The following is a 22110-nucleotide window of genomic DNA, read 5'->3' on the forward strand; positions in this document are numbered from 1 at the left end:
TACGGATCCCGGTGCCCGTGCCGGGCCTGGGCCCGGTGCTGGGGCAGTCCGGTCCGGTGACCGTCGGCGCCTCCCATGCCGTGCAGGTCGACCAGTACAGCGCGGGGCGATGATGCGCGACCTGCTCCGCACCCTCCGGGCCCGAGCGCTCGACGCCCGAGGATCGATGACCGTTCTGAGCACCGGTGTCCTGGTGGTCATCCTGATGGTGATCGCCGTCGGGACCGCCATCACCGGTGTCCAGCTCGAGCGCAACGGCCTGCAGCACGCCGCGGACAGCGCCGCGCTCGCCGCCGCCCAGTCGGTGGATCCCGCCCGGATCTACACCGACGGCGAGGGGGCGGCGATCCACGAGGGCTCCGCCCGTGCCGCCGCGGAGGCGCACCTGCGCGAGTACCCGCACGAGACCACCAGCACCGAGGACATCCACATCTCGTCCCTCACCGTCGACCCCGACGGCACCGTGCACGTGGTCCTCTCCGCGCGGACGCATCCGCCCCTGGCAGGATGGTTCACGCGAGGGACCGGCACCGCCATCCCACTGACCGTCGACGGAGAGGCCCGCGCCCGATGACCCCCACCGTTCTGCTCGCCCCGGACAAGTTCAAGGGCACGCTCACCGCCGCCCGGGTGGTGGATTTCCTGCGCCGGGGCATCGCCGAGACCGCCCCCGAGCTGCGTCTGCTGTCCTGTCCGATCGCCGACGGCGGCGACGGCACCGTCGATGCGGCGCTCGCCGCCGGGTTCACGGCACAGGCCGCCACCATCACCGGACCCACCGGGAGCTCCCGGCCCGTCCGCTGGGCGCTGCGCGACGAGGTCGCGGTCCTCGAGCTCGCCGAGTCCGTCGGCCTCCAGGCACTCCCCGGGGGCGAGCTCGCCCCCCGCACCGCCTCCACCCGGGGACTCGGCGACCTGGTGCGCGCCGCCGTCGACGCCGGTGCCCGCACGATCATCGTCGGCCTCGGAGGCAGCGCCTCGACCGACGCCGGCACCGGACTCCTCCAGGGCCTCGGTGCACAGCTCCTCACCGCCGACGGCACGGACATCGGCCCGGGGCTGGACGGCCTCGGCGCCCTCGTGAGTGCCGACCTCGCCCCGGCGCTCGACCTCCTGGACGGCGTCACCCTGATCGCCGCGAACGACGTGACCAACCCGCTGCTCGGCCCCGACGGCGCCGCCGCCGTCTACGGGCCGCAGAAGGGCGTCGCCGCCGCCGAGATCGACGTGGCCGACGCCCAGCTCGCCGCGGCCGCCGACGTGCTCGACCCCGATCGCACCCACCGCGACCAGCCCGGAGCGGGAGCCGCCGGAGGCACCGGCTTCGCCCTGTTCCTCCTCGGCGCCGCGCAGCGCTCCGGCGCCGATGCCGTGTTCGAGCTCGTCGGCGTCGACGCGCTGCTCGCCGAGGCCGATGCGGTCGTGACCGGCGAGGGCAAGCTCGACGTCCAGACCCTGCAGGGCAAGGGGCCGGCGGAGGTGGCGCGCCGAGGGCATGAGCGCGGACTGCCCGTCGCCGCTGTGGCGGGCGCCGTCACCCTCGACCCGCAGCAGCTCGAGCAGGCCGGGATCGGTGTCGCGTGGGATCTCACGTCCCGCGCCGGATCGACCCGGCGCGCCCTCGAGGAGGGGGAGCAGCTGCTGGTCGAGGTGGGCCGCGACCTCGGCATCTGGCTCCTGGAGTCGATCGGGCACGCCACGGGGGAGAGCCGCTGAGCCCCGCGCCGGAAGTCCCCGCGACCTCGGGTGCGCGGCAGAAGCCCAGCCCTCTGCCGTAGACTCACGCCTCGTGGCTTCCATCGACTTCTCCGTAGAGATCCCCCGGCTCCGTTCGACCCTGTCCTCCATCGAGCAGGTGACGGACGTCGACGCCCTCGACGCGAAGATCGCCGACCTGGAGAAGCAGGCCTCCGCCCAGGACCTGTGGGACGACGTCGAGAACGCCCAGAAGGTGAGCTCCGCCCTCTCGCACGCGCAGGCCGAGCGCCGCCGAATCTCCGAGCTGTCCTCCCGCATCGAGGACCTCGAGGTGATGGTCGAGCTCGCCGCCGAGGAGGACGACGCCGACACCCTCACCGAGGCCGAGAACGAGCTGGTCTCCATCCACAAGACCCTCGACGAGCTCGAGGTGCGCACCCTGCTCGCCGGCGAGTACGACGAGCGCGACGCGGTGGTGACGATCCGTGCGGGCGCCGGCGGTGTCGACGCGGCGGACTTCGCCGAGATGCTCATGCGCATGTACCTCCGCTGGGCCGAGCGCCACGGCTACGCCACCAAGGTCATGGACACCTCCTACGCCGAGGAGGCGGGCCTGAAGTCCGTCACCTTCGAGATCTCCGCCCCGTACGCCTACGGCACCCTCTCCGTCGAGGGCGGCACCCACCGCCTCGTCCGCATCAGCCCCTTCGACAACCAGGGACGACGCCAGACCTCCTTCGCCGCGGTCGAGGTGATCCCGCTCATCGAGACCACCGATGCGATCGAGATCCCCGAGAACGACCTCAAGATCGACGTGTTCCGCTCCTCCGGCCCCGGCGGCCAGTCGGTCAACACCACCGACTCCGCCGTGCGCATGACCCACCTCCCCACCGGCACCGTCGTGTCGATGCAGGACGAGAAGTCGCAGATCCAGAACCGCGCCGCGGCGCTGCGGGTCATGCAGTCCCGCCTGCTGCTGCTGAAGAAGGCCGAGGAGGCCGCCGAGCGCAAGGAGCTCGCCGGCGACGTCAAGGCCAGCTGGGGCGACCAGATGCGCTCCTACGTGCTGAACCCGTACCAGATGGTCAAGGATCTGCGCACCGAGTACCAGGAGGGCAACCCCTCCTCGGTGTTCGACGGCGAGATCGACGAGTTCATCGACGCGGGAATCCGCTGGCGCGCCGAGCAGGGCAAGCTCGAGAGCTGAGCGGTGCGCTCCGGCGCAGGACGCCGGAGCAGCCCGCGGCGTCGGCCGACGTGACCGGCCGCACGCACACTTGACCAGGTTTTGACCTGGACGCTGTCGCCAGCGGAGTCGAATCCGGTGCCTTCCCACCTACCCTGGGTGAGGACGAATTCCCCCGACGTGACAGGCACCCGTGATCCGTTTCGACGACGTCACCAAGACGTACATGCGTGGACAGCGACCCGCTGTGGAGAATCTCGACATCGAGTTCACCCGCGGGGAGTTCGTGTTCCTGGTGGGAGCCTCCGGATCGGGAAAGTCGACCCTGATGCGGATGGTCCTCAAGGAGGTCGCCCCCAGCCGGGGCACGGTCTACGTGGCCGGCAAGGACCTCTCCCGCATCCCGTCGTGGAAGGTCCCCGCGCTCCGCCGCGACATCGGCATGGTGTTCCAGGACTTCCGCCTGCTGCCCTCGAAGACGGCGTACCAGAACATCGAGTTCGCGCTCGCCGTGATCGGCACCCCCCGCAAGGTGGTGCGCCGCCTGGTCCCCGAGATGCTCGAGATGGTGGGCCTGGAGGACAAGGGCAAGCGGCTCCCGCACGAGCTCTCCGGCGGTGAGCAGCAGCGCGTGGCGATCGCCCGCGCCTACGTCAACCGTCCCTCGATCCTGCTGGCCGACGAGCCCACCGGCAACCTCGACCCTGCGACTGCCGGCGGCATCCTCGATCTCCTCGCCGAGATCAACGAGCGCGGGACCACGGTGGTGATGGCGACCCACGACAGGTCGGCCGTGGACCGGATGCAGCGCCGCGTCGTCGAGATGGTCGGCGGCATCGTGGTGCGCGACGAGGAGCAGGGCAGCTACGAGACCCCGGCGCCGGTCAGCGTCATCTCCGGCAACCTGCCGGACGACTCCGCGCACCGCGACGAGCACCCGCTGGACGACGAGATGTCGCGCGACGATCCGGAAGACGCCGGGGCCGAGGGGGGCAGCACCGACGCGGACCGACGCGAGGACGAGGCGTCCCCGGTCGCCTCGGTCCGTGATCGCGACCGCGCCGAGACGACCGCTCCGACCCCGTCCGATGAGGACCCGGGGGAGACCGGAGACCCGGAGACGACCGGGGAGCCGGAGGAGCGGACCGAGCACGACGGCGAGGACCACGATTCGGCCGACGACATCCTCGAGGAGGATCTGATCGACGAACGCGAGGCCCGCCAGACCCGCGACGAGGACGACGCCTTCGCGGAGGATCCCTTCGTGGACGATCCCTTCACCGACGAGACCGAGGGGGATCGGCGATGAGGGCGCGGTACATCCTCGGGGAGATCCTCACCGGACTGTGGCGCAACATCGCCATGGTCATCTCCGTCGTCATCGTCACCGCGGTCTCGCTGACCTTCGTGGGCACCGGCGCGCTGATGCAGAAGCAGATCATGGACATGAAGTCCACGCTCGTCGAGCAGTCGCAGGTGACGATCTTCCTGTGCTCCCCGCACTCCACAGCCTCCTCCTGCGCGGGCGGTGCGGCGACCGACGCCCAGATCGACTCGGTCCGCGAGGCGCTCGAGGGAGACGTCCTCTCGCCCTACATCGCCTCGTACTCCGAACGCTCCCAGGTCGAGGCGCTGGAGATCTACCAGGAGCAGTTCGCCGGCGAGAGCTTCGTGTCGAACTTCTCCGCCGAGGACATGCCGGTCTCCTTCCACATCACCCTCCAGGACGCCGACGACTCCGCCGCCGTGGTCGAGTTCTTCCAGGGCCGTGACGGCGTGGACGAGGTGACCGACCTGCTGAGCACCTTCGCCCCCTTCATCGACGTGCTCAACCAGTCCACGATGTTCGCCCTCGGTCTGGCCGTGCTGATGCTGATCGCGGCGCTGCTGCTGGTGGCGACCACCATCCGGATGTCGGTCGCCGGGCGTCGCCGCGAGATCGCGATCATGCGCCTGGTCGGCGCCTCGAACCTCTTCATCCGCCTGCCGTTCCTGCTCGAGGGTGCGGTCGCGGCGATCATCGGCGGGCTCATAGCCTCCGGGATGCTCTGGGTGGGGCTGCATTACATCGTCGAGGGATGGCTCGCGCCCACGCTCGGCGAACAGCTGATCACGGTGGGCACCGCCGACCTGATCTGGGCCGCACCGCTGCTGGTGGTCCTCGGGGCCGCCCTCTCGATCGCCTCGTCCGTCGTGTCCCTGAACCGTTACCTGAAGGTGTGAGCATGGTCCTCCGCAGCCTCCGCCGCCCCCTGTGCATGGTCGCCGCCGCCCTGGTGGCGCTGCCCATGCTGGTCGTGCCGATGACGTCGGCCTCGGCGGACGGCACCAAGAGCGACAAGATCGCCGAGCGGTCCCAGATCGATCAGCAGCTCGAGGACCTCCGCATCGAGCTGAGCGACGTCAACTCGGAGCTCTCCGACACCTACATCGCGCTCGCCGAGACGGAGCTGCTGATCCCGCAGGCCCAGGAGGACCTCGAGAACGCGCAGAAGGAGCTCGAGAAGGCCCGCGAGGAGGACCGGAAGATCGGGGAGCGGCTCACCGAGGCCGAGTCCGAGGAGGAGCGGCTCTCCGGGCAGGTCGAGCAGGGCCAGGAAGAGGTGGACACCGGCAACGAGGAGCTCGCCTCGGTGGCGCTGAACGCCTACAAGGGCGGGGGAATGCCGAACCCGTCCACGATCTACATCGGCAACCAGTCCCCGCAGGACGCCGTCGACCGCTCGATGAACTACCGCCTCACCATGGCCTCGCAGGGAAGCAACCTGGACACCCTGCGCACGGACCAGGCCGTCACCGAGAACTCGGCCGAGCGCCTGACGGCGGTGCGCGAGGAGATCAAGCAGCTCAAGAGTGACTCGGAGGACGCTGTCCAGCGCACCGAGACGGCGGAGGAGGAGGCGACTCGGGCGAAGGAGTCCCTGGACGCCCTCTACGAGACCCAGAAGACGCAGCGCTCGGATCTCGAGACCCAGAAGAAGAAGCATGAGGGCGACCTCTCGACGCTGGAGACCCGCGGCTCGACGCTGGACACCGAGATCGAGGAGCTGGCCCGCCAGGAGCGCGAGCGTGCGGAGCGCGAAGAGCGGGAACGGCAGCAGAACCAGCAGCAGAGCAGCGGTGGCGGAGGCTCTTCGAGCAGCTCGTCGAGCACCTCCGGCGGCTGGATCTACCCGGTCGACGCCCGCCTGAACTCGAACTTCGGCTGGCGCGTGCACCCGATCTACGGGACCAGGAAGCTGCACGCCGGGGTCGACTTCCCGGTCGCCTGCGGCGTCCCGGTCAAGGCCGCCCACTCCGGCCGGGTCATCGCCCGGACCCACAACAGCAGCGCGGGCAACAAGATCGTCCTCAGCCACGGCATGATGAACGGGCGCCTGATCACCACCTCGTACCATCACCTGCAGGGCTTCGCCCAGCCGGTCGGGGCGCAGGTCTCCGCGGGCACCACCGTCGGGTACGTCGGCACCACCGGGTCCTCGACCGGCTGCCACCTCCACTTCGAGGTGCACGAGGACGGCAACGCGGTCAACCCGGACAAGTACATCTGACCCGGCTCCGCCCGCCGGGCGCCGTGACGGCGACGCCCTGCGCGAAATCCGCTCGCGACCGGCGGTGACCACCGCGTAAGCTGGGACATCCGGTCGCAGCGTGCGGCCGCACCCTGAACAGAACGCGACGAACGGCAGGAGGGACCCGATGTCGGCGAAGAAGGCTGCCGCGAAGAAGGCCGCTGCGGACGACGGGCCCACCAAGAAGCTCATCGCCTCGAACAAGCGCGCCCGGCATGACTACTACATCGATCAGACCTGGGAAGCCGGCATCGTGCTGACCGGGACCGAGGTCAAGTCCCTGCGGGACCGCGGAGCCTCCCTGATCGACGGCTACTGCTACATCGAGGGCGGCGAGGTGTGGATGGACAACGCCCACATCGCCCCGTACGTGAAGGGGACGTGGACCAACCACGCCGCCCGGCGCAAGCGCAAGCTGCTCCTGCACAAGGTCGAGATCGAGAAGCTCGCCAGCAAGTCCCGCGAGAAGGGCTTCACGATCGTGCCGATCGAGATGTACTTCCTGGGATCCCACGCCAAGGTGGTCATCGGCCTGGGCCGCGGCAAGAAGGAATGGGACAAGCGTCAGACCCTCCGCGAGAAGCAGGACCTCCGCGAGGCGCAGCGCGCCATGCGCCAGCGCGAGCTGGCCTGAGCCGCCCGCTCCGACGCCTCTCCGGCCTCAGGCCGTGAGGTCCTGCCGGGCGAGCCGCGCGAGCGTCTGCCGGCTCGAGGCGATGGCGCTCTCGTCGGCCACCCCGAGCCGTTCACGCATGAACAGCGCCCGGCGCGCATCCTCCAGGGCCGCCTCCCAGAGTCGCGCCGCGGCGAGCCCCCGACTCTCCCGCAGCTCCGCCTGAGCATGGTCGAAGCGGCTCTTCGCCCGGTGCTGGAACACCGTGGCCAGCACCGACATCGACGACGGGGACGTCGGGTCCTCGAGCCCGGTCTCCTCGGCGGCCAGGTCCAGCTGCTCCTCCGCGGCGACGAAGGCGCCCTGCCACTGCAGAACATGGGCGTACCGGGCCCGGCGCACCGCCCGCATGACGGGGGAGATGCCCTCCTCGGCGAGGGCCAGCCGACCGGCGATCGCCGCATCGTCCAGCCGACCGAGCATCCGCAGGTAGGCGACTGTGCGCGGATCCTGCGGATGCTGGGCGCACCAGGCGGCCAGCGCCTCGGGATCCGAGACCTGCTCGCGCAGGGTCTCGTCATCGATCGTGACCCGGATGCCTGCTGCGTCGAAACTGCTCACGGTGCCATCATCGTCCCTGCCCGCAGGCAGGTCCAGGGCAGCCCGCTTCGCCGTGAGCTGAGGGATATTCGTTTCGGTTCTCCGGGGCGGGGTTGTAGAGTAGGGGGACGACGCATGGGGAGACCCGGCGTCGGTGGATGTTTGACAACAGAAGAGTGAGTGCACGGAGACAGCCCAGTCGGGCTGTGAAGAGTCTGTTCTGCATACCCACGCCAGGGGCCGATCGGTTTCGACGGTAGTTGTCCAGCAAGGGGAAGCGGGCCGAGAACCCAGAGTCATCTCGTTAATGTCCTCTGGAAACCAATAAGTGCCGAACCCAAGCGCACTGACTTCGCTCTCGCTGCCTGATCAGCGTTAGCAGTCTGGAACCCCGGGGGTGCTCCTGACCCGGATCGTTCCATCATCTAAGGAGCCACTGCTGCCGACCCTCGTCATCGGGGAAGGATGAACACCTCAGAGTGACTGAGTCCGTCGACGACGCGTTCGCACGAGCGTCGGGACTGAGAAAACGCCATTGTGAACTGCGCCCGGAGAAGCCCTCGCTCCGCACTATCGGACGCGGGTTCGATTCCCGCCGGCTCCACGACTGCACTCACCACGAGAAGCCCCCTCACCTGCACTCACGTGCCGGGGAGGGGGCTTCTTGCGTTGTCGGCTCAGACTTCGAAGGTCAGTCCGTGGCCGAGCTCGTAGCGGTGGCCGTCCGCATCGACGTACACGTACGGGCGCCCGTGCATGTGCTGCTCCTTGGCGAAGCCGGGCACGTCGTTGGGGGAGGCGCAGCGTCCCTCCTCGTCGACCGCGACCGCCGCGGCATCGATCGGGAAGGTGATCGGCAGGCGACCGGTGGGGGAGAAGCCGCCCAGCGCCGCGTCCACCATCGTCGCGTAGTCGGACTCGAAGCCCACCAGCAGCGCGTCGGCGAGCGGCTCGACGGTGTCCAGCAGCCACGGGTACATCGCGTTGAGGCCGACCACCATCGTGCCCACGTCCTCTCGGATGCGGGCGAGCTTCGCGGTGTCGATGTGCGCATGCTCCCCGATGCACAGATCCGTGATGCCCACGAAATCGAAGTAGGAGCCGACGAACGGCTTCATCAGCACGATGGCGACATCGGCTCCACGATGGTCCGTCGTGAAGGTGATCTCCGGATGCGCCTGCTCGAGGCGGTCGCGCAGCGCGTCGAGCGCCTTGACCGTGATGCCCCGCTCCATGAGCTCGACGTAGACGGTGCGCCCGGCGAGCGCCTCCACCGACAGCGGCAGCGTGCTCTCGTGGTTCTTGGCGAGCACCACGGACCGGCGGTGCGCGTCCGCGGCGGCGGCCTGTGCCTCGGCGTTCGCGACCACGCGGTCCGCCTCCTCGGGATCCGCGTACGGGTTCTCGAACAGCCCCAGCGTGAACAGCTCCTCGAGCAGGAGCGCCGCCGCCTCGTCCAGACGCTGCGTGGTGAACTGGCCGGTCACATAGGCCTCGCGCACGGAGGCGACGTCGTTGGTGTCGGCGAACATGTCGGTGCCGGCCATGACGGCCCGGCCCGCGCGCTCGGCCGGGGTGAGCTCCTCCACGCCCCAGGCCATCTTCGAGAGGATCCCGGAGTCGGAGTTGATGTAGCCGCGGTGGCCCATGGCCCGCAGCAGGTCCAGGATCTCGCGGTTGAAGGCGAAGCCCACCTGCTCGAAGTCCGTCACGCGTCCCTGCGGGGTCGAGGACTTCTCCTCCGAGGGGATCGCGTAGTACGGCATGATCGAGGAGGTGCCGGCATCGATCGCGGCCTGGAACGGCGGGAGGTGGTACTCCTCGAGCGAACCCGGCGTGGGGTAGATGTTGAAGCTGCCCTCGGCGTAATGGGGGTCCGTCCCGTTCTCGCGCGCGCCGCCGCCCGGGAAGTGCTTGACCGTGAGCGCGACGCCGTCGGCCTCGAGCCCGTCCTCCCCCTGGAAGCCGCGCACCACGGCGTCCATGGCCTGCGCGACGAACGCGGGATCCTCCCCGAACGTGCCCTGCCCGCGGAACCAGCGCGGGTCGGTGAACACATCGGCCATGTACATGTAGCCCTTGCGCAGGCCCGAGGCGACCCACTCCCGGCGCGAGTGCGCGGCGAAGGATTCGATGACCTCGACCGAGCCGGTGGCGGCGAGCCCCAGGGTGCCCGGCCAGGTGGCGAAGGGCTGGTCCTCGGGGGTGCCGCCCATCGTGAAGGCGCCGGCCTCGTTCTTCGAGTTCGCCGCGACGATCACGGGGATCCCCCAACGGGTGTCCTCGGCGACCTCGTTCATGGCGTTCAGCCAGGTCGCGATGCGTGCACCGGTGGGCTCCTCGCGCATGATGAAGTGCCGCATGTGCATGCCCCGGATCATCTCCGTGGTGCCCTCGAAGGGGATGCCCGCGCTCGTGTGCGGATCGATCCTGATCGGCAGGTGCTGCTCGTCGAGCACGCCGTCGTGGCTGGTGAAGTCCTTGTTGCGCTGTGAGATCCCCATCGGGCGGGAGCTGATCACCATCAGGCCGAGCTTCTCGTCCGGGGACATCCGGGAGACGAGGTCCGCGGCGCGCTCGGCGGGGGAGAGCCGCCAGTCCTCGAAAGGTGTCAGGTGCCCGTCGCCGTCGAGATCGCGGAACTGCAGCCCGTCGACCTCGATGATCTTCTTGAGGCGGCTGGCGAGAGGGATCTGCGGGGTCATCGGGCTCCTCCTGGTGATCCGGACGGGGATGTCCGGCGGCCCGGCGCTTCGGTGCCGCGCTCGTCACGGTAGCCAGGGGCACCTCTCACCAGGAGGTCTTGCCCCGGATTGCCGCTGAGCGGAGCACCTCGCACGGCCCGCGGGATGCCCACGCCGCCGTGGGGAAGGGGAACGGCATTGCCGGGCCGCCCTCGACCGCCGTACCGTGACCGGATGACCGGCATGCCGAGTGTCGCCCCCGCCCCGCCCCCTGCCGACCTCCCGGTGGACCTGCGCCGCATCGAGCTGCTGTGCGCGCGGCTCCGCCCCGAGGAGGACGCCGACCTCGAGCGGATCGTCTGGAGCATCGCGAAGCTGCCGCGCGCCGAGGGCTGGGACAACGCTCTGTGGCCTGTCGGTGCCCTCGGTGGACGTGAGCTCGTGCTGCGCGTCGCCCGGCGGGACATCTCCAAGGCGCTGCTGGGCCGTGAGGTGACCGTGCTGCGGAGGCTGCGCGGCCTGGGCACCCAGCTGCCGATGCAGTTGCCGACAGTGCTCGCCCTCGCGGAGGACGCGATGCTCGTGGAGTGGATCGACGGGGTCACCGCCGCGGACTCCGACCGCGCGACCCGTGCGCGGGTCGCCGGCGACCTCGCCCTCATGCTCGCCACGATCCACTCCGGACCCGCCCCCGAGGTGGGCCGCAACCCGGTGCGCGGCGTCCCGCTGAGCACCCGGGCCGACGCCTTCGAGGCCGATCTGGAGCGCGCCGACCTGCCGCCGGACCTGAGCCGACGGGCACAGGATCGGTGGCACGCCGGTCTCGCCGCGGCGCCCTGGCAGGGACGCGAGCTGCTGCTGCACGGGGATCCGCATCCGGGGAACGTCGTGGTGCCGGTCCGCGGCATGCCGGGCCCCGCCACCCTCATCGACTGGGGCGACACCACTCGCGGCGATCCCGCCAGCGACCTGGGCGGGATGCTCCTGCACGTCCCGTCCGACGAGCTCCTGCAGAGCTACCGCGCCGCCGCGGCCTGGACCGGGATCGACGACGAGGAGGTCTGGGACGCTCTCGTGGCACGGTCCTGGGCCTGGGCGACCCGGATGGCCCTCTCCCTGGTGACCGCCTACGCCGCGGACCTCGGGCTGGGTGCCGCCGGTCACCGGCTGCTCGCGAGCTGACCGCTCCGCGCAGTCCGCGCGGCGAAGAATGCCCGCGACCCGGAGCACGTGCTCCACGTAGAGTGGAGCCGCCATGACCACAGCCTCCTCGACGCCCGACCCGGCCCCGTCCCACCCGGCCCGGACCGATGCCGCCGTGCACCCCGCGACTCCCTCCGAGCCCGCCGGCCCGCGCATCTCCTACCCGGGGGGCCTGCCCGTCTCCCAGCGCCGGGAGGACATCCAGGCCGCGATCCGCGAGAACCAGGTGGTCGTGATCGCCGGCGCCACCGGCTCCGGCAAGACCACCCAGATCCCGAAGATGCTCCTCGAGCTCGGCTACGGCGGTCGAGGGAGGCTCATCGGCCACACCCAGCCGCGCCGGATCGCCGCCCGCTCCGTCGCCCAGCGCATCGCGAGCGAGCTCGGGGAGAAGCTCGGCGAGGGGACCGTCGGGTTCCAGGTCCGCTTCACCCGCGAGACCAGCCGGAACGCCCGCCTGAAGCTGATGACCGACGGCATCCTCCTGGCCGAGATCGGCCGGGACCGGCTGCTGAAGCGCTACGACGCGATCATCATCGACGAGGCGCACGAGCGCTCCCTGAACATCGACGTGATCCTGGGCTACCTGCGCCAGATCCTTCCCCAGCGCCCGGATCTCAAGGTCATCATCACCTCGGCGACCATCGACCCCGAGCGCTTCGCCGAGCACTTCGGCCGCACCCTCCCCTCAGGGGAGCGGGAGCCCGCTCCGATCATCGAGGTCTCGGGCCGCACGTACCCCGTCGAGATCCGGTACCGCCCCCTGGTGCTCGAGCCCGAGGTCGACGAGGACGACGAGCTCGAGGACATCCACTCCATCGAGCGCGACCTCACCCAGGCCATCACCGACGCGGTGGACGAGCTCGCCGCCGAAGGGCCGGGGGACATGCTCGTCTTCCTGCCCGGCGAGCGGGAGATCCGCGAGATCTCCGATGCGCTCACCGACCATCTGTCCCGGGGGACCCGCGGCCGCTCCGCCCTCCCGGTGGAGGTGCTGCCCCTGTTCGGACGGCTCTCCGCCCAGGACCAGCAGAAGATCTTCTCGCCGCCGAAGTCCGGCACCTACCGCCGCATCATCCTGTCCACCAACGTCGCCGAGACCTCGCTGACCGTCCCCGGGATCACCTACGTCATCGATTCCGGACTCGCCCGCATCTCCCGCTACTCCCAGCGCACCAAGGTGCAGCGCCTCCCCATCGAGCCCATCTCCCAGGCGAGCGCGAACCAGCGTTCCGGACGCTCCGGGCGCACCGCCCCCGGCATCGCGATCCGGCTGTTCTCCGAGGAGGACTTCGAGGGCAGGCCCGAGTTCACCGAGCCGGAGATCCTGCGCACCTCCCTCGCCTCGGTGGTGCTGCTGATGACCTCCCTGGGGCTCGGCGACGTGGAGTCCTTCCCCTTCGTCGAACCGCCGGCGGGCCGCGCCATCAGCGACGGCGTGCGCCTGCTCGACGAGCTCGGCGCGATCGAGGACGCTCCGCGCGATCCCGGCGGCCGCCGCCTCACCTCCGTCGGCCGCACCCTCGCCCGCTTCCCGCTGGACCCGCGGATGGCGCGCATGCTCATCGAGGGCCACCGCCTCGGCGCCCTGCGGGAGGTGATGATCATCGTCGCGGCGATGTCGATCCAGGACCCGCGCGAGCGGCCGCTGGGCCAGGAGCAGCAGGCGAAGGAGAAGCACAAGCGCTTCGAGGACGAGACCAGCGACTTCCTCGCCTACCTCAACCTCTGGAACCACCTCCAGGAACGGCGCAAGTCGCTGTCCAACTCCGCGTTCCGCCGCGAGGTCCGCTCCGAGCACCTCCACTACCTGCGGATCCGCGAGTGGTGGGACCTGCACTCCCAGCTGCGGGACATGGCCAAGGACGTGGACCTCTCCCGCAACGACACCGACGCCTCGCCGCAGGCGATCCACCAGGCGCTGCTGGCGGGCCTGCTCTCCCACGTCGGCCTCCAGGACGACCGCACCCGCGAGTACGCCGGCGCACGGGGAGCCCGCTTCGCGCTGTGGCCCGGCTCGGCGCTGGCGAAGAAGCGACCCGACTACGTCATGGTCGCCGAGCTCGTGGAGACCTCCCGCCTGTGGGGTCGCACCGCCGCCCGGATCGACCCGGCCTGGGCCGAGGAGACCGGATCGCACGTGGTCAGGCGCACCCACTCCGCCCCGCACTGGTCCTCCAAGCAGGCCTCGGCGATGGCCCATCAGAAGGTGACGCTGTACGGGGTGCCGCTCGTGGCGGACCGGGTCGTCGGCTACGGGCGCTTCGATCCTGAGGCCGCCCGCGAGATCTTCATCCAGCACGCCCTCATCGAGGGGGACTGGCGCACCCGCCACCACTTCTTCCGCGACAACCAGGCGCTGATCAAGGAGCTCGAGGAGCTCGAGGCCAAGACCCGTCGGCGGGACCTGCTGATCTCGGACGAGCAGCTGTTCCGCTTCTACGACGAGCGGATCCCGGCGACCGTCGTCTCCGGCCGCCACTTCGACTCCTGGTGGAAGACGCAGCGCCACGAGACCCCGGACCTCCTCACCCTCACCGAGCAGGATCTGCTGGCGACCGACGACGGCGCTCGCGAGGCGATCGCCTCGGAGTTCCCGGACACCTGGGTGCAGGGCGACATCACGCTGCCACTGAGCTACTCCTTCGGCGCGGTGGGCGCGAAGGGCACCGACGGGGTCACCGCGACCGTCCCGCTCGCGGTGCTCAACCGCCTGCAGTCCCGCGGCTTCGACTGGCTGGTTCCCGGCATGCGCGAGGAGCTGGTGACGGAGCTGATCCGTTCCCTGCCCAAGCCGATCCGGCGCCACCTGGTCCCCGCCCCGGAGCGTGCCAAGGTGGTCGCGGCGACCCTGCACGACGACGACCCCGACACCGGCGAGGCCTTCCTCGAGGCGGTCGCCGACGAGCTCGTGGGCCTGCCTGGCGTGCCGGACGACCTCCCGCTGTACGGCCCCGAGTTCGACATCGCGAAGCTGCCCGCCCACCTGCGGATGCACTTCCGGGTGGTCGACGACAAGGGTCGGGAGATCGGTACCGGGGACGACCTCGCCCAGCTCACGGCGCGCCTGAAGAAGCGGGTGGACGCCTCGGTGTCCACCCGGGCGGACTCCCTCGCCCGCACCGACCTGTCCGGCTTCCCCGAGCAGGGGGTGCCGGCGGTGCACGAGTCCACCGTCGGCGGTCTGAAGGTCGCCGGGTATCCGGCGCTCGTGGCGCGCCGCGCGGCGGACGGCCGGCTCGATCAGGTGGACCTCGCGGTGCTCGCGACCGCCGACGAGCAGGCCCTCGCACATCGCGAGGGCGTCATCGCGATGCTGGACCGGGACCTGGGCGCCGACCTGGGCGCGGTGCTCAACGCCCTGCCGAACCCGACCAAGCTCGCCGTCGCGGGCTCGGACTACGCCTCGACCGCCGCGCTGCTCGCCGACGCCTCCCGCGCGGCGACGGTGCACCTGGCCGGAACCGCCGAGGTGCGCACCGCGGCGGAGTACGCGGCGCTGCTGGACCAGGTCCGCAGCGGGCACGACGCCCTCGCCGCGCAGGCCGTGAAGGATGCCGCGGCCGCGCTCGCGACCTCGGCGAAGCTCCACAAGGAGCTCTCCCGCGCGCCCTCGCTCTCCGTGCTCTCCCATCTCACGCAGATCCGCGAGCACGCCGCCTCGCTGCTCGGCGACGGCTTCATCTCCCGCACCGGGATCGCCCATCTGCCGGATCTGCGCCGTTACCTCGAGGCCGATGCGGTGCGGCTGGACAAGCTGCCCGGCAATCCCCGCCGCGACGAGCAGCTCGCCTGGCAGATCGCGGACCTCACCCAGCACTGGGCGACCCGCCGGGCGGCGCTGTCGGCCCGTCGACGGGCCGAGCCGGACGCGCGCGAGATCGACTGGATGCTCGAGGAGTTCCGGGTGAGCCTCTTCGCCCAGACCCTCGGCACCAGGCAGACGGTCTCGGACAAGCGGATCCGCTCGGCGATCGCGGCGCTGACCGCCTGAGCGCGACCGCGCAGAGGTCGTCCGATGTCGGCCGGCGCCTCCGCGCCGGGGTGACGGGCGCCTCTGGGCCGTGACCTCCGCGTGACCTGCGTCCCTCGGCGGGAGGCCTCCGACGACGCCCACGAAATCTTTACCGAAGACGTCGGTGGGGCCGCGGCGCGGCCGGCCCGTGCCCCGCGGGTCGCCGGCGACACCTGTCCAGGAGGCACTGCGACCGGGGAGGACGCCGCAGGGATCAGCCCGACGGGCACTTCCATGACAAAGTCATGTTCTGATCAAACCGCAGGTCGCAGGGTGATCCGGGGCGCCGGGAAGGTCTTCACAGCGCCCGGCCGGCATCGCTACGTTGGCTCCGCCCTGCCCCGGGAGCTCGACGAGCCCGGAGCTCCCCGCACCGAAGGAACCCCGATGCTCGTCTCCGCGACCACTGCGCTCTCGCGCCGCCACCTGATCCTCGCAGGCGCCTTCGGCGCCACCTCCCTCGCCGCGCTCGGCTCGCTGGCTCCCGCCCGTGCCGACGAGGTCTGGACCGAGGAGTTCATGACGCGGCCCGAGACCCGCGAGGGCTTCGCCCTGGACGCGATGGACGACTGGCAGGTCGAGAACGCGAAGTTCGTCATCGCGGTGATCAAGGGGCACGAGCTCGACGAGCAGGCCGCCGCGATCACCCTCGCCACCGCGATCGTGGAGTCCTGGCTGCGAAACTACGAGCCCGAGGTCGATCTCGACTCCGGCGGCCTGTTCCAGCAGCGCCCCTCGATGGGCTGGGGCACCTACGACGAGGTGCGCCACAAGAAGCGTGCGATCGACGCGTTCCTGGGCCTGGGCGATCACTCCTCGGCGCCGGGTCTCCTGGACCTGTCGCCCGACTTCCGCGAGTGGGCCCCGGGCGAGGCCGCACAGGCCGTGCAGGGTTCGGCCTACCCCGACCGCTACGCCGAGCAGATCCCGGCCGCCCAGACCCTCTGGGAGCGCTACTCCGCGGACGTCGACCCCTACACCGACTGACCCGCTCCCGCGCCGCCGGACCGGTCGCGTGCGGGCCCTTGTCGCCGGCTCGTCGCGACCTCCCAGGAGAGGACTGTTGCGCAGGTCGCGTCCTGTCCCCGCGGAGGCGTCGTCCTCGTTAGGCTGGGGAGCATGTCACCGATGCCATCCGTGAGTTACTCCATCACGATCCGACTGGAGTTCGCCGCACGTTCCGCGGCGGTCAGCGACATCACCGCACGCATCGAGAGCCGCGGGGCCACGGTCACCGCTCTCGACGTCTCCGCCTCCGGGGCGGAGCGCATGCGTGCGGACATCACCGTGCTCACCGCCGGGCACGACCACGCCATGGAGGTCGTGGACGAGCTGCGCGGCCTCGAAGGGGTCGAGCTCGGCAAGGTCTCCGACCGCACCTTCCTCGCACACCTGGGGGGCAAGCTCACCGTCGAGTCGAAGCTCCCGATCCGTCACCGTGACGACCTGTCCATGATCTACACCCCGGGCGTCGCCCGGGTCGTCAAGGCCATCGCCGAGAACCCCGAGGACGCCCGCCGCCTCACCATCAAGCGCAACACCGTCGCCGTCGTCTCCGACGGCTCCGCGATCCTGGGCCTCGGGGACCTCGGCCCGCTCGCCGCGATGCCGGTGATGGAGGGCAAGGCCGCCCTCTTCAAGCGCTTCGCGAACATCGACGCGTTCCCGATCTGCCTGGACGCCCACTCGGTCGACGACATCGTCGCCCACGTCAAGGCGATCGCCCCGGTCTTCGCGGGCATCAACCTCGAGGACATCTCCGCGCCGCGCTGCTTCGAGATCGAGGACCGCCTGCGCGCCGAGCTCGACATCCCCGTCTTCCACGACGACCAGCACGGCACCGCGATCGTGGTCGTCGCCGCTCTGCGCAACGCCCTGCGCGTGGTGGAGAAGGACATCTCCACCGCTCGCATCGTGCTGTCGGGCGCCGGCGCCGCGGGCACCGCGATCCTGCGACTGCTCCGGGCCGCCGGGGCGCGCGACGTGGTCGTCACCGACATCCACGGCATCGTCCACGAGCAGCGTGAGCAGCTCGAGGGGCGCCTCCCGTGGATCGCTGAGGTCACCAACCCCCGCGAGCTCACCGGCACCCTGGCCGACGCGGTCGTGGACGCCGACGTGTTCATCGGCGTCAGCGCCGGCAACATCCTCACCGCCGAGGACGTCTCCACCATGGCGGACCGCTCGATCGTGTTCGCGATGGCGAACCCGACCCCGGAGATCGATCCCGCCGAGGCGGTCAAGCACGCCGAGGTCGTCGCGACCGGTCGCAGCGACTTCGCCAACCAGATCAACAACGTGCTCGCCTTCCCGGGTGTGTTCCGCGGCCTGCTGGACGCCCACGCCACCCGGGTGAGCGACCGGATGCTGCTCGCGGCGGCGAAGGCCCTGGCCGACGTCGTCTCCGCCGAGGAGCTGAACCCCACGTACATCGTGCCGAGCGTCTTCCACGAGGGCGTGACCAAGGCCGTGGCGAACGCCGTCGAGCAGGTCGCCCGCGAGGAAGCCGGCACGGTGGACACCATCACCGGAGCGATGACCGCGGTCTACGCGGACGAGATCACGCTCGAGGGCTGAGCGTCCCCGACAGCGGAGGACAGGGCAGGTGCCGGACGGCACCTGCCCTGTTCCGCGCCCCGGCGGCGAGCGCCCGACGATGAGGTCCCGGCGGCACACCGATTACGTAGGCTGGTTACGTAATCGGTCCAAGATGTGTAACTTGGGAACATGTCGCCCGCATCACATGCTCGCTCCGGCCTCGATCTGCTCCTCGCCGACCCTGCGCTCCTGTCACCGGGCCGCGTCGGCCTGCTGACCCACTTCGCCGCCGTCACGGCGGACCTCTCCCGCGGCGTCGACGCCCTGGTCGCCGCCGGCATCGAGCTGCGGTGCCTGATCTCTCCGGAGCATGGGTACTGGGGGACCGGGCAGGCCGGAGTCGGCAACGACGAGGACACCGATCGCACCACCGGGCTGCCCGTCCTGGATGCATACGGCGTGCAGGGCGAGGAGCTGGACCGCCTGCTCGCCGGGGCGGGGCTGGACCGCGTGGTCGTCGACCTGCAGGACGCCGGCTGCCGCTTCTACACCTACATGTGGAGCATGGTCGACGTCATGGCGTCCTGCGCTCGGCTGGGACTCCCGGTGACCGTCCTGGACCGGCCCGCCCCACTGGCGACGACCGCGATCGGACCGGGACTGGATCCCGCCTGTGCGAGCTTCGTCGGCCGCCTCGGCGTGCCGCTCCGTCACGGCGAGCGGCTCGGGGGCATCGCGCGGATCGTCGCCGCCCACCACCTCGAGCAGGAGCTCGACCTCCAGGTGATCGACGCCCCGGGCGCCGACGGATCCGCCCCCTGGGTGGCACCCTCGCCGAACATGCCGACCCTGACCACCGTGGCCCTCTACCCGGGCACCGGCCTGCTCGAGGGAACCACCCTCAGCGAGGGGCGCGGCACCACCCGTCCCTTCGAGCTGTTCGGCGCCCCCTGGTGCGGTCCGGAGCTGGCCGCGCGGCTGCGGGAGCTCGAGCTCCCGGGCGTCGACTTCCGCGAAGCGGCGTACCGGCCCACCCATGCCGACTTCGCCGGGGAGCGGGTGCACGGCGCCCAGGTGCACCTGCGGGCCGACCTCGACGTCGCGGGCACGGGCACGAGCACGGAGGCGTTCGATCCGCTGGCCGTCGGGCACGCGATCATCAGCACCGCCGCCACCCTCCATCCCGACCGTCCCCTGTGGCGGGAGCAGGTCCCCGGCCGTCCCGACTTCATCGACCTGCTGTGGGGGTCCTCCGCGTTCCGCGAGGGCATCGAGGACGGCGCCGATCTCTCGGAGATCCTCGCGGCCTCGCCCGCGCCGATCGAGATGAGCGCATGACCGTGGTGCCCCTCGCGGACGCGGTTCCGCCTCCCGACGGGACCCGGCTGCGTCGGCTCCCGGCGACCGCTCGGACCGAGCGGGCCGAGGAGCTGGCAGCGCTCACGGCGAGCTCGGCCACTGCGGTGATCGGACCTCGGCGGATGCGCGACCTGCTTCGGGCCGCGCCCGACGAGTCCACCGAGGTGATCGTCGCCGAGCAGGAGGACCGCCTCCTGGGCTATGTCCACCTCAGCACCGGGGCCGACGTCACCTGGCTGGTCAGCGGCGCCGTCGTCCCCGAGCATCGGCGTCGCGGCATCGGCGGGGCCCTCCTGCAGGAGACGATGGCCGCCGCGCGGTCCGCCGGTGCCGAGTCGCTCCGGATCAGCGGCAGGCCCGCGGGATACGCGGTGCCCGGGATCGACCGTGAGCGAGATGGCGGGACCGCGGCCTTCCTCGAGAGGAGCGGAGCGCAGCAGGGGGCTCCCGCCCTGTCGATGACGCGTCCCCTGCTGGACCTCGAGCCCGCGACCGCCCGCCCTGGGACCACGGTCCGGGAGTGCCGCGAGAGCGACCTCCCCGCGCTGCTCGACCTGGTGGCCCAGGAGCTCGATCCCGGCTGGGCCGACGTGCTGCACGAGGCTGCCGGTGAGCAGCGCGGCCAGCAGCGGATCCTGATCGCCCACGGACAGGACGGCGACCTGCTCGGATTCGCCGGATGGGGTCTGGTGGGCCGGGACCCCAGCCGATTCGGGCCGTTCGGCGTCATCCCCGCCGCGCGCGGCCGCGGAGCCGGCGCCGCCCTGCTCGATGCCGCGCTGCGGCGGATGGCGGGGGAGGGCCTCGCCCACGCCTGGTTCCAGTGGACCGCTCCCGGGTCCCCGGCCCATCACCTCTACGCCTCGCGCGGCTTCACGACTCTGCGCACGTACACCCCGTACAGCCTGCCCCTCGCCGGCCCGCTCGGCGACCGCACCTCCCCGCCGGCCCACCAGGAAGGACCCCTCCGATGACACCAGAGGTCACCCGCCGCGCACTCATGCTCGGCACCGCGGGAGCCGCCGGGGCGACGGCTCTCGCCGGCTGCTCCTCCGCGCCGACCGCGGAGCAGGATCTGCCGGTGCGGATCCATGCCAACGACGCCACCACCTTCCAGCCGAACTTCAACCCCTACGGCGGCGTGCCGCTCCAGGGTGCGAGCGGCCTGATCTACGAGAACCTGCGACTCGCCACCGCGATGAACCCCGGGACGTCGGAACCCTGGCTGGCCACCGACTTCGCGTGGAACGAGGACGGCACCGAGATCACTCTGACGCTGCGGGACGACGTCGTCTTCACCGACGGTGAGCCGTTGGATGCAGAGGACGTCGTGTACACCTTCCTCCTGCACCGCGACGTCCCGGCGGTGAACACCGTCGCGCTCGACGTCGTCGACGCCACCGCCCCGGATCCCACCACGGTCCGGCTCCGGTTCGGTCGCACCTCCTTCGCTCAGGAGTCAGACATCCTCACCCGTCCGATCGTCCCCGAGCACGTGTTCTCGACCTTCGAGGACCCCTCGACGGAGCAGATCGCCGAACCGATGGGCAGCGGGCCCTACCTGCTGGACCGCTTCTCGGACCAGCTCTACACCTTCGTCCGCAACGATGACCATTGGGCGGCCGACGAGTTCGAGCCGCGCGAGCTGGCCTGGCCCTCCTTCACCACGCAGACCATGAACACCGCCATGCAGGCGGGCGAGCTGGATTGGTCGGGCGGATTCGTCGCCAACATCGACCGGATCTTCGTGGACCACGATCCGGAGCACCGCGGCTACTGGTACCCGGGCAACGGCTCGGTCAACCTCACCCTGAACCTCGAGAAGGAGCTGTTTCAGGACATCGAGCTGCGGCGCGGGATCAACCTGGCCGTGGACCGCCAGGAGATCGCCGAGATCGCCTACATGTCCTACTTCGGCCCCCCTCATCCCACCGGCCTGCCGCGGCCCACCTACGAGGAGTTCATCGCCGAGGAGTACCGGGATCTCGAGTTCGCCGTGGACGTCGACGGCGCGGAGAAGGTGCTCGACGACGCCGGCTACGAGCGCGGAGCCGACGGCATCCGGGTCGCGCCCGACGGCACCCCGCTCACCTTCGACCTGCCGATCCCCTCGGGATACAACGACTGGGTCACCACCAGCCAGATCCTCTCCTCGCAGCTCTCGAGGGTCGGGATCTCGCTGACCCCGCGCGGCATCTCCTTCGAGCAGTGGCTCGAGGCCCGTGACACCGGGAACTTCGAGGTGACCATCTCCACCGCCGCCGCCGGCCAGAACCCCTGGTACCTGTACCGCTCGATGCTCTCCTCGGAATACCGCACCGAGGGCGACGAGCCCGTGGTGGCGAACTTCCAGCGCTGGTACGACGAGGAGACCGACCATCTGCTGCGCCGCTTCTCCGAGACCGACGACCCCGAGGCGCAGCGCGCCTCGGTCGAGGCCCTGCAGCGGATCATGATCGACCAGCTCCCCACGCTGCCGATCATCACCGCCCCCAACTGGTTCAACTACAACACCGAGTTCTGGAGCGGGTTCCCGGACGAGAGCGACCCCTACGCGCTGGGCGCTCCCGTGCAGAACTCCGACCGGGTCATGGTGCTGCGCAAGCTGACCAGGACCACCCGCTGAGGCGGAGGAGAGAACG

Annotated in this window: 16 protein-coding genes and 1 other RNA gene; 15 read left to right on the top strand and 2 right to left on the bottom strand. The window is 70.8% G+C overall.

Annotation, left to right across the window (positions count from 1 at the left end; genetic code table 11):
* Nucleotides 1-166 precede the first annotated feature (166 nt).
* From CFK41_RS06480 to smpB, 7 genes are all read left to right on the top strand, one after another.
* Nucleotides 167-574 (top strand): pilus assembly protein TadG-related protein, encoded by a 408-nt coding sequence (locus CFK41_RS06480; protein ID WP_227873235.1) that lies wholly within the window; start codon nucleotides 167-169, stop codon nucleotides 572-574.
* Entirely contained in the window at nucleotides 571-1716 is a 1146-nt protein-coding gene (locus tag CFK41_RS06485) for a glycerate kinase (RefSeq protein ID WP_096798920.1), read from the top strand. Before CFK41_RS06480 ends, CFK41_RS06485 begins: the two co-directional genes overlap by 4 nt.
* Nucleotides 1717-1789: 73 nt before the next feature.
* The gene (gene prfB, locus CFK41_RS06490) at nucleotides 1790-2905 is read left to right on the top strand and encodes a peptide chain release factor 2 (RefSeq protein WP_096798921.1); all 1116 of its coding nucleotides are present in this window, start codon (nucleotides 1790-1792) and stop codon (nucleotides 2903-2905) included.
* Nucleotides 2906-3077: 172 nt separating this feature from the next.
* The gene (gene ftsE, locus CFK41_RS06495) at nucleotides 3078-4193 is read left to right on the top strand and encodes a cell division ATP-binding protein FtsE (protein ID WP_096798922.1); all 1116 of its coding nucleotides are present in this window, start codon (nucleotides 3078-3080) and stop codon (nucleotides 4191-4193) included.
* Entirely contained in the window at nucleotides 4190-5107 is a 918-nt protein-coding gene (gene ftsX / locus CFK41_RS06500; RefSeq protein WP_096798923.1) for a permease-like cell division protein FtsX, read from the top strand. The genes ftsE and ftsX overlap by 4 nt, the downstream gene beginning before the upstream one ends.
* A 2-nt stretch (nucleotides 5108-5109) precedes the next feature.
* Nucleotides 5110-6435 carry a M23 family metallopeptidase gene (locus CFK41_RS06505; protein ID WP_096798924.1) on the top strand — a complete coding sequence of 442 codons (1326 nt, stop codon included), beginning with the start codon at nucleotides 5110-5112 and terminating at the stop codon, nucleotides 6433-6435.
* Nucleotides 6436-6583: 148 nt separating this feature from the next.
* Nucleotides 6584-7090, top strand: a complete 507-nt coding sequence (gene smpB / locus CFK41_RS06510) for an SsrA-binding protein SmpB (protein WP_096798925.1) — start codon at nucleotides 6584-6586, stop codon at nucleotides 7088-7090.
* A gap of 27 nt (nucleotides 7091-7117) precedes the next feature.
* Here smpB and CFK41_RS06515 read toward each other — a convergent pair whose 3' ends face one another.
* Nucleotides 7118-7690 carry a hypothetical protein gene (locus CFK41_RS06515; protein WP_151904696.1) on the bottom strand — a complete coding sequence of 191 codons (573 nt, stop codon included), beginning with the start codon at nucleotides 7688-7690 and terminating at the stop codon, nucleotides 7118-7120.
* 215 nt (nucleotides 7691-7905) lie between these two features.
* On the opposite strand from CFK41_RS06515, the gene ssrA reads away from it, so the two are divergent.
* Nucleotides 7906-8276, top strand: a transfer-messenger RNA (tmRNA) gene (gene ssrA, locus CFK41_RS06520).
* 70 nt (nucleotides 8277-8346) lie between these two features.
* Here ssrA and CFK41_RS06525 read toward each other — a convergent pair.
* A complete protein-coding gene (locus CFK41_RS06525; RefSeq protein WP_096798926.1) occupies nucleotides 8347-10374 on the bottom strand; it encodes a glycoside hydrolase family 3 N-terminal domain-containing protein in 2028 nt (675 codons plus the stop codon).
* A gap of 213 nt (nucleotides 10375-10587) precedes the next feature.
* Here CFK41_RS06525 and CFK41_RS06530 point away from each other — a divergent pair, with 213 nt between their 5' ends.
* From CFK41_RS06530 to CFK41_RS06560, 7 genes are all read left to right on the top strand, one after another.
* Nucleotides 10588-11535: a phosphotransferase gene (locus CFK41_RS06530; RefSeq protein ID WP_096798927.1), complete on the top strand. Its 948-nt coding sequence runs from the start codon at nucleotides 10588-10590 to the stop codon at nucleotides 11533-11535.
* Nucleotides 11536-11608: 73 nt separating this feature from the next.
* Nucleotides 11609-15550, top strand: coding sequence for an ATP-dependent RNA helicase HrpA (gene hrpA, locus CFK41_RS06535; RefSeq protein ID WP_096798928.1), 3942 nt, complete (start codon nucleotides 11609-11611; stop codon nucleotides 15548-15550).
* A 408-nt stretch (nucleotides 15551-15958) separates the two neighbouring features.
* Nucleotides 15959-16558, top strand: a complete 600-nt coding sequence (locus CFK41_RS06540) for a hypothetical protein (protein WP_096798929.1) — start codon at nucleotides 15959-15961, stop codon at nucleotides 16556-16558.
* Nucleotides 16559-16690: 132 nt separating this feature from the next.
* Entirely contained in the window at nucleotides 16691-18148 is a 1458-nt protein-coding gene (locus CFK41_RS06545) for an NAD-dependent malic enzyme (RefSeq protein WP_096798930.1), read from the top strand.
* 150 nt (nucleotides 18149-18298) lie between these two features.
* The gene (locus CFK41_RS06550) at nucleotides 18299-19447 is read left to right on the top strand and encodes an exo-beta-N-acetylmuramidase NamZ family protein (RefSeq protein WP_096798931.1); all 1149 of its coding nucleotides are present in this window, start codon (nucleotides 18299-18301) and stop codon (nucleotides 19445-19447) included.
* Nucleotides 19444-20442 carry a GNAT family N-acetyltransferase gene (locus CFK41_RS06555; RefSeq protein WP_096798932.1) on the top strand — a complete coding sequence of 333 codons (999 nt, stop codon included), beginning with the start codon at nucleotides 19444-19446 and terminating at the stop codon, nucleotides 20440-20442. Before CFK41_RS06550 ends, CFK41_RS06555 begins: the two co-directional genes overlap by 4 nt.
* Nucleotides 20439-22094 carry an ABC transporter substrate-binding protein gene (locus CFK41_RS06560; RefSeq protein WP_096798933.1) on the top strand — a complete coding sequence of 552 codons (1656 nt, stop codon included), beginning with the start codon at nucleotides 20439-20441 and terminating at the stop codon, nucleotides 22092-22094. Before CFK41_RS06555 ends, CFK41_RS06560 begins: the two co-directional genes overlap by 4 nt.
* Nucleotides 22095-22110 lie beyond the last annotated feature (16 nt).

The organism is Brachybacterium ginsengisoli, from assembly GCF_002407065.1.
In the GTDB taxonomy this organism is placed as follows: domain Bacteria; phylum Actinomycetota; class Actinomycetes; order Actinomycetales; family Dermabacteraceae; genus Brachybacterium; species Brachybacterium ginsengisoli.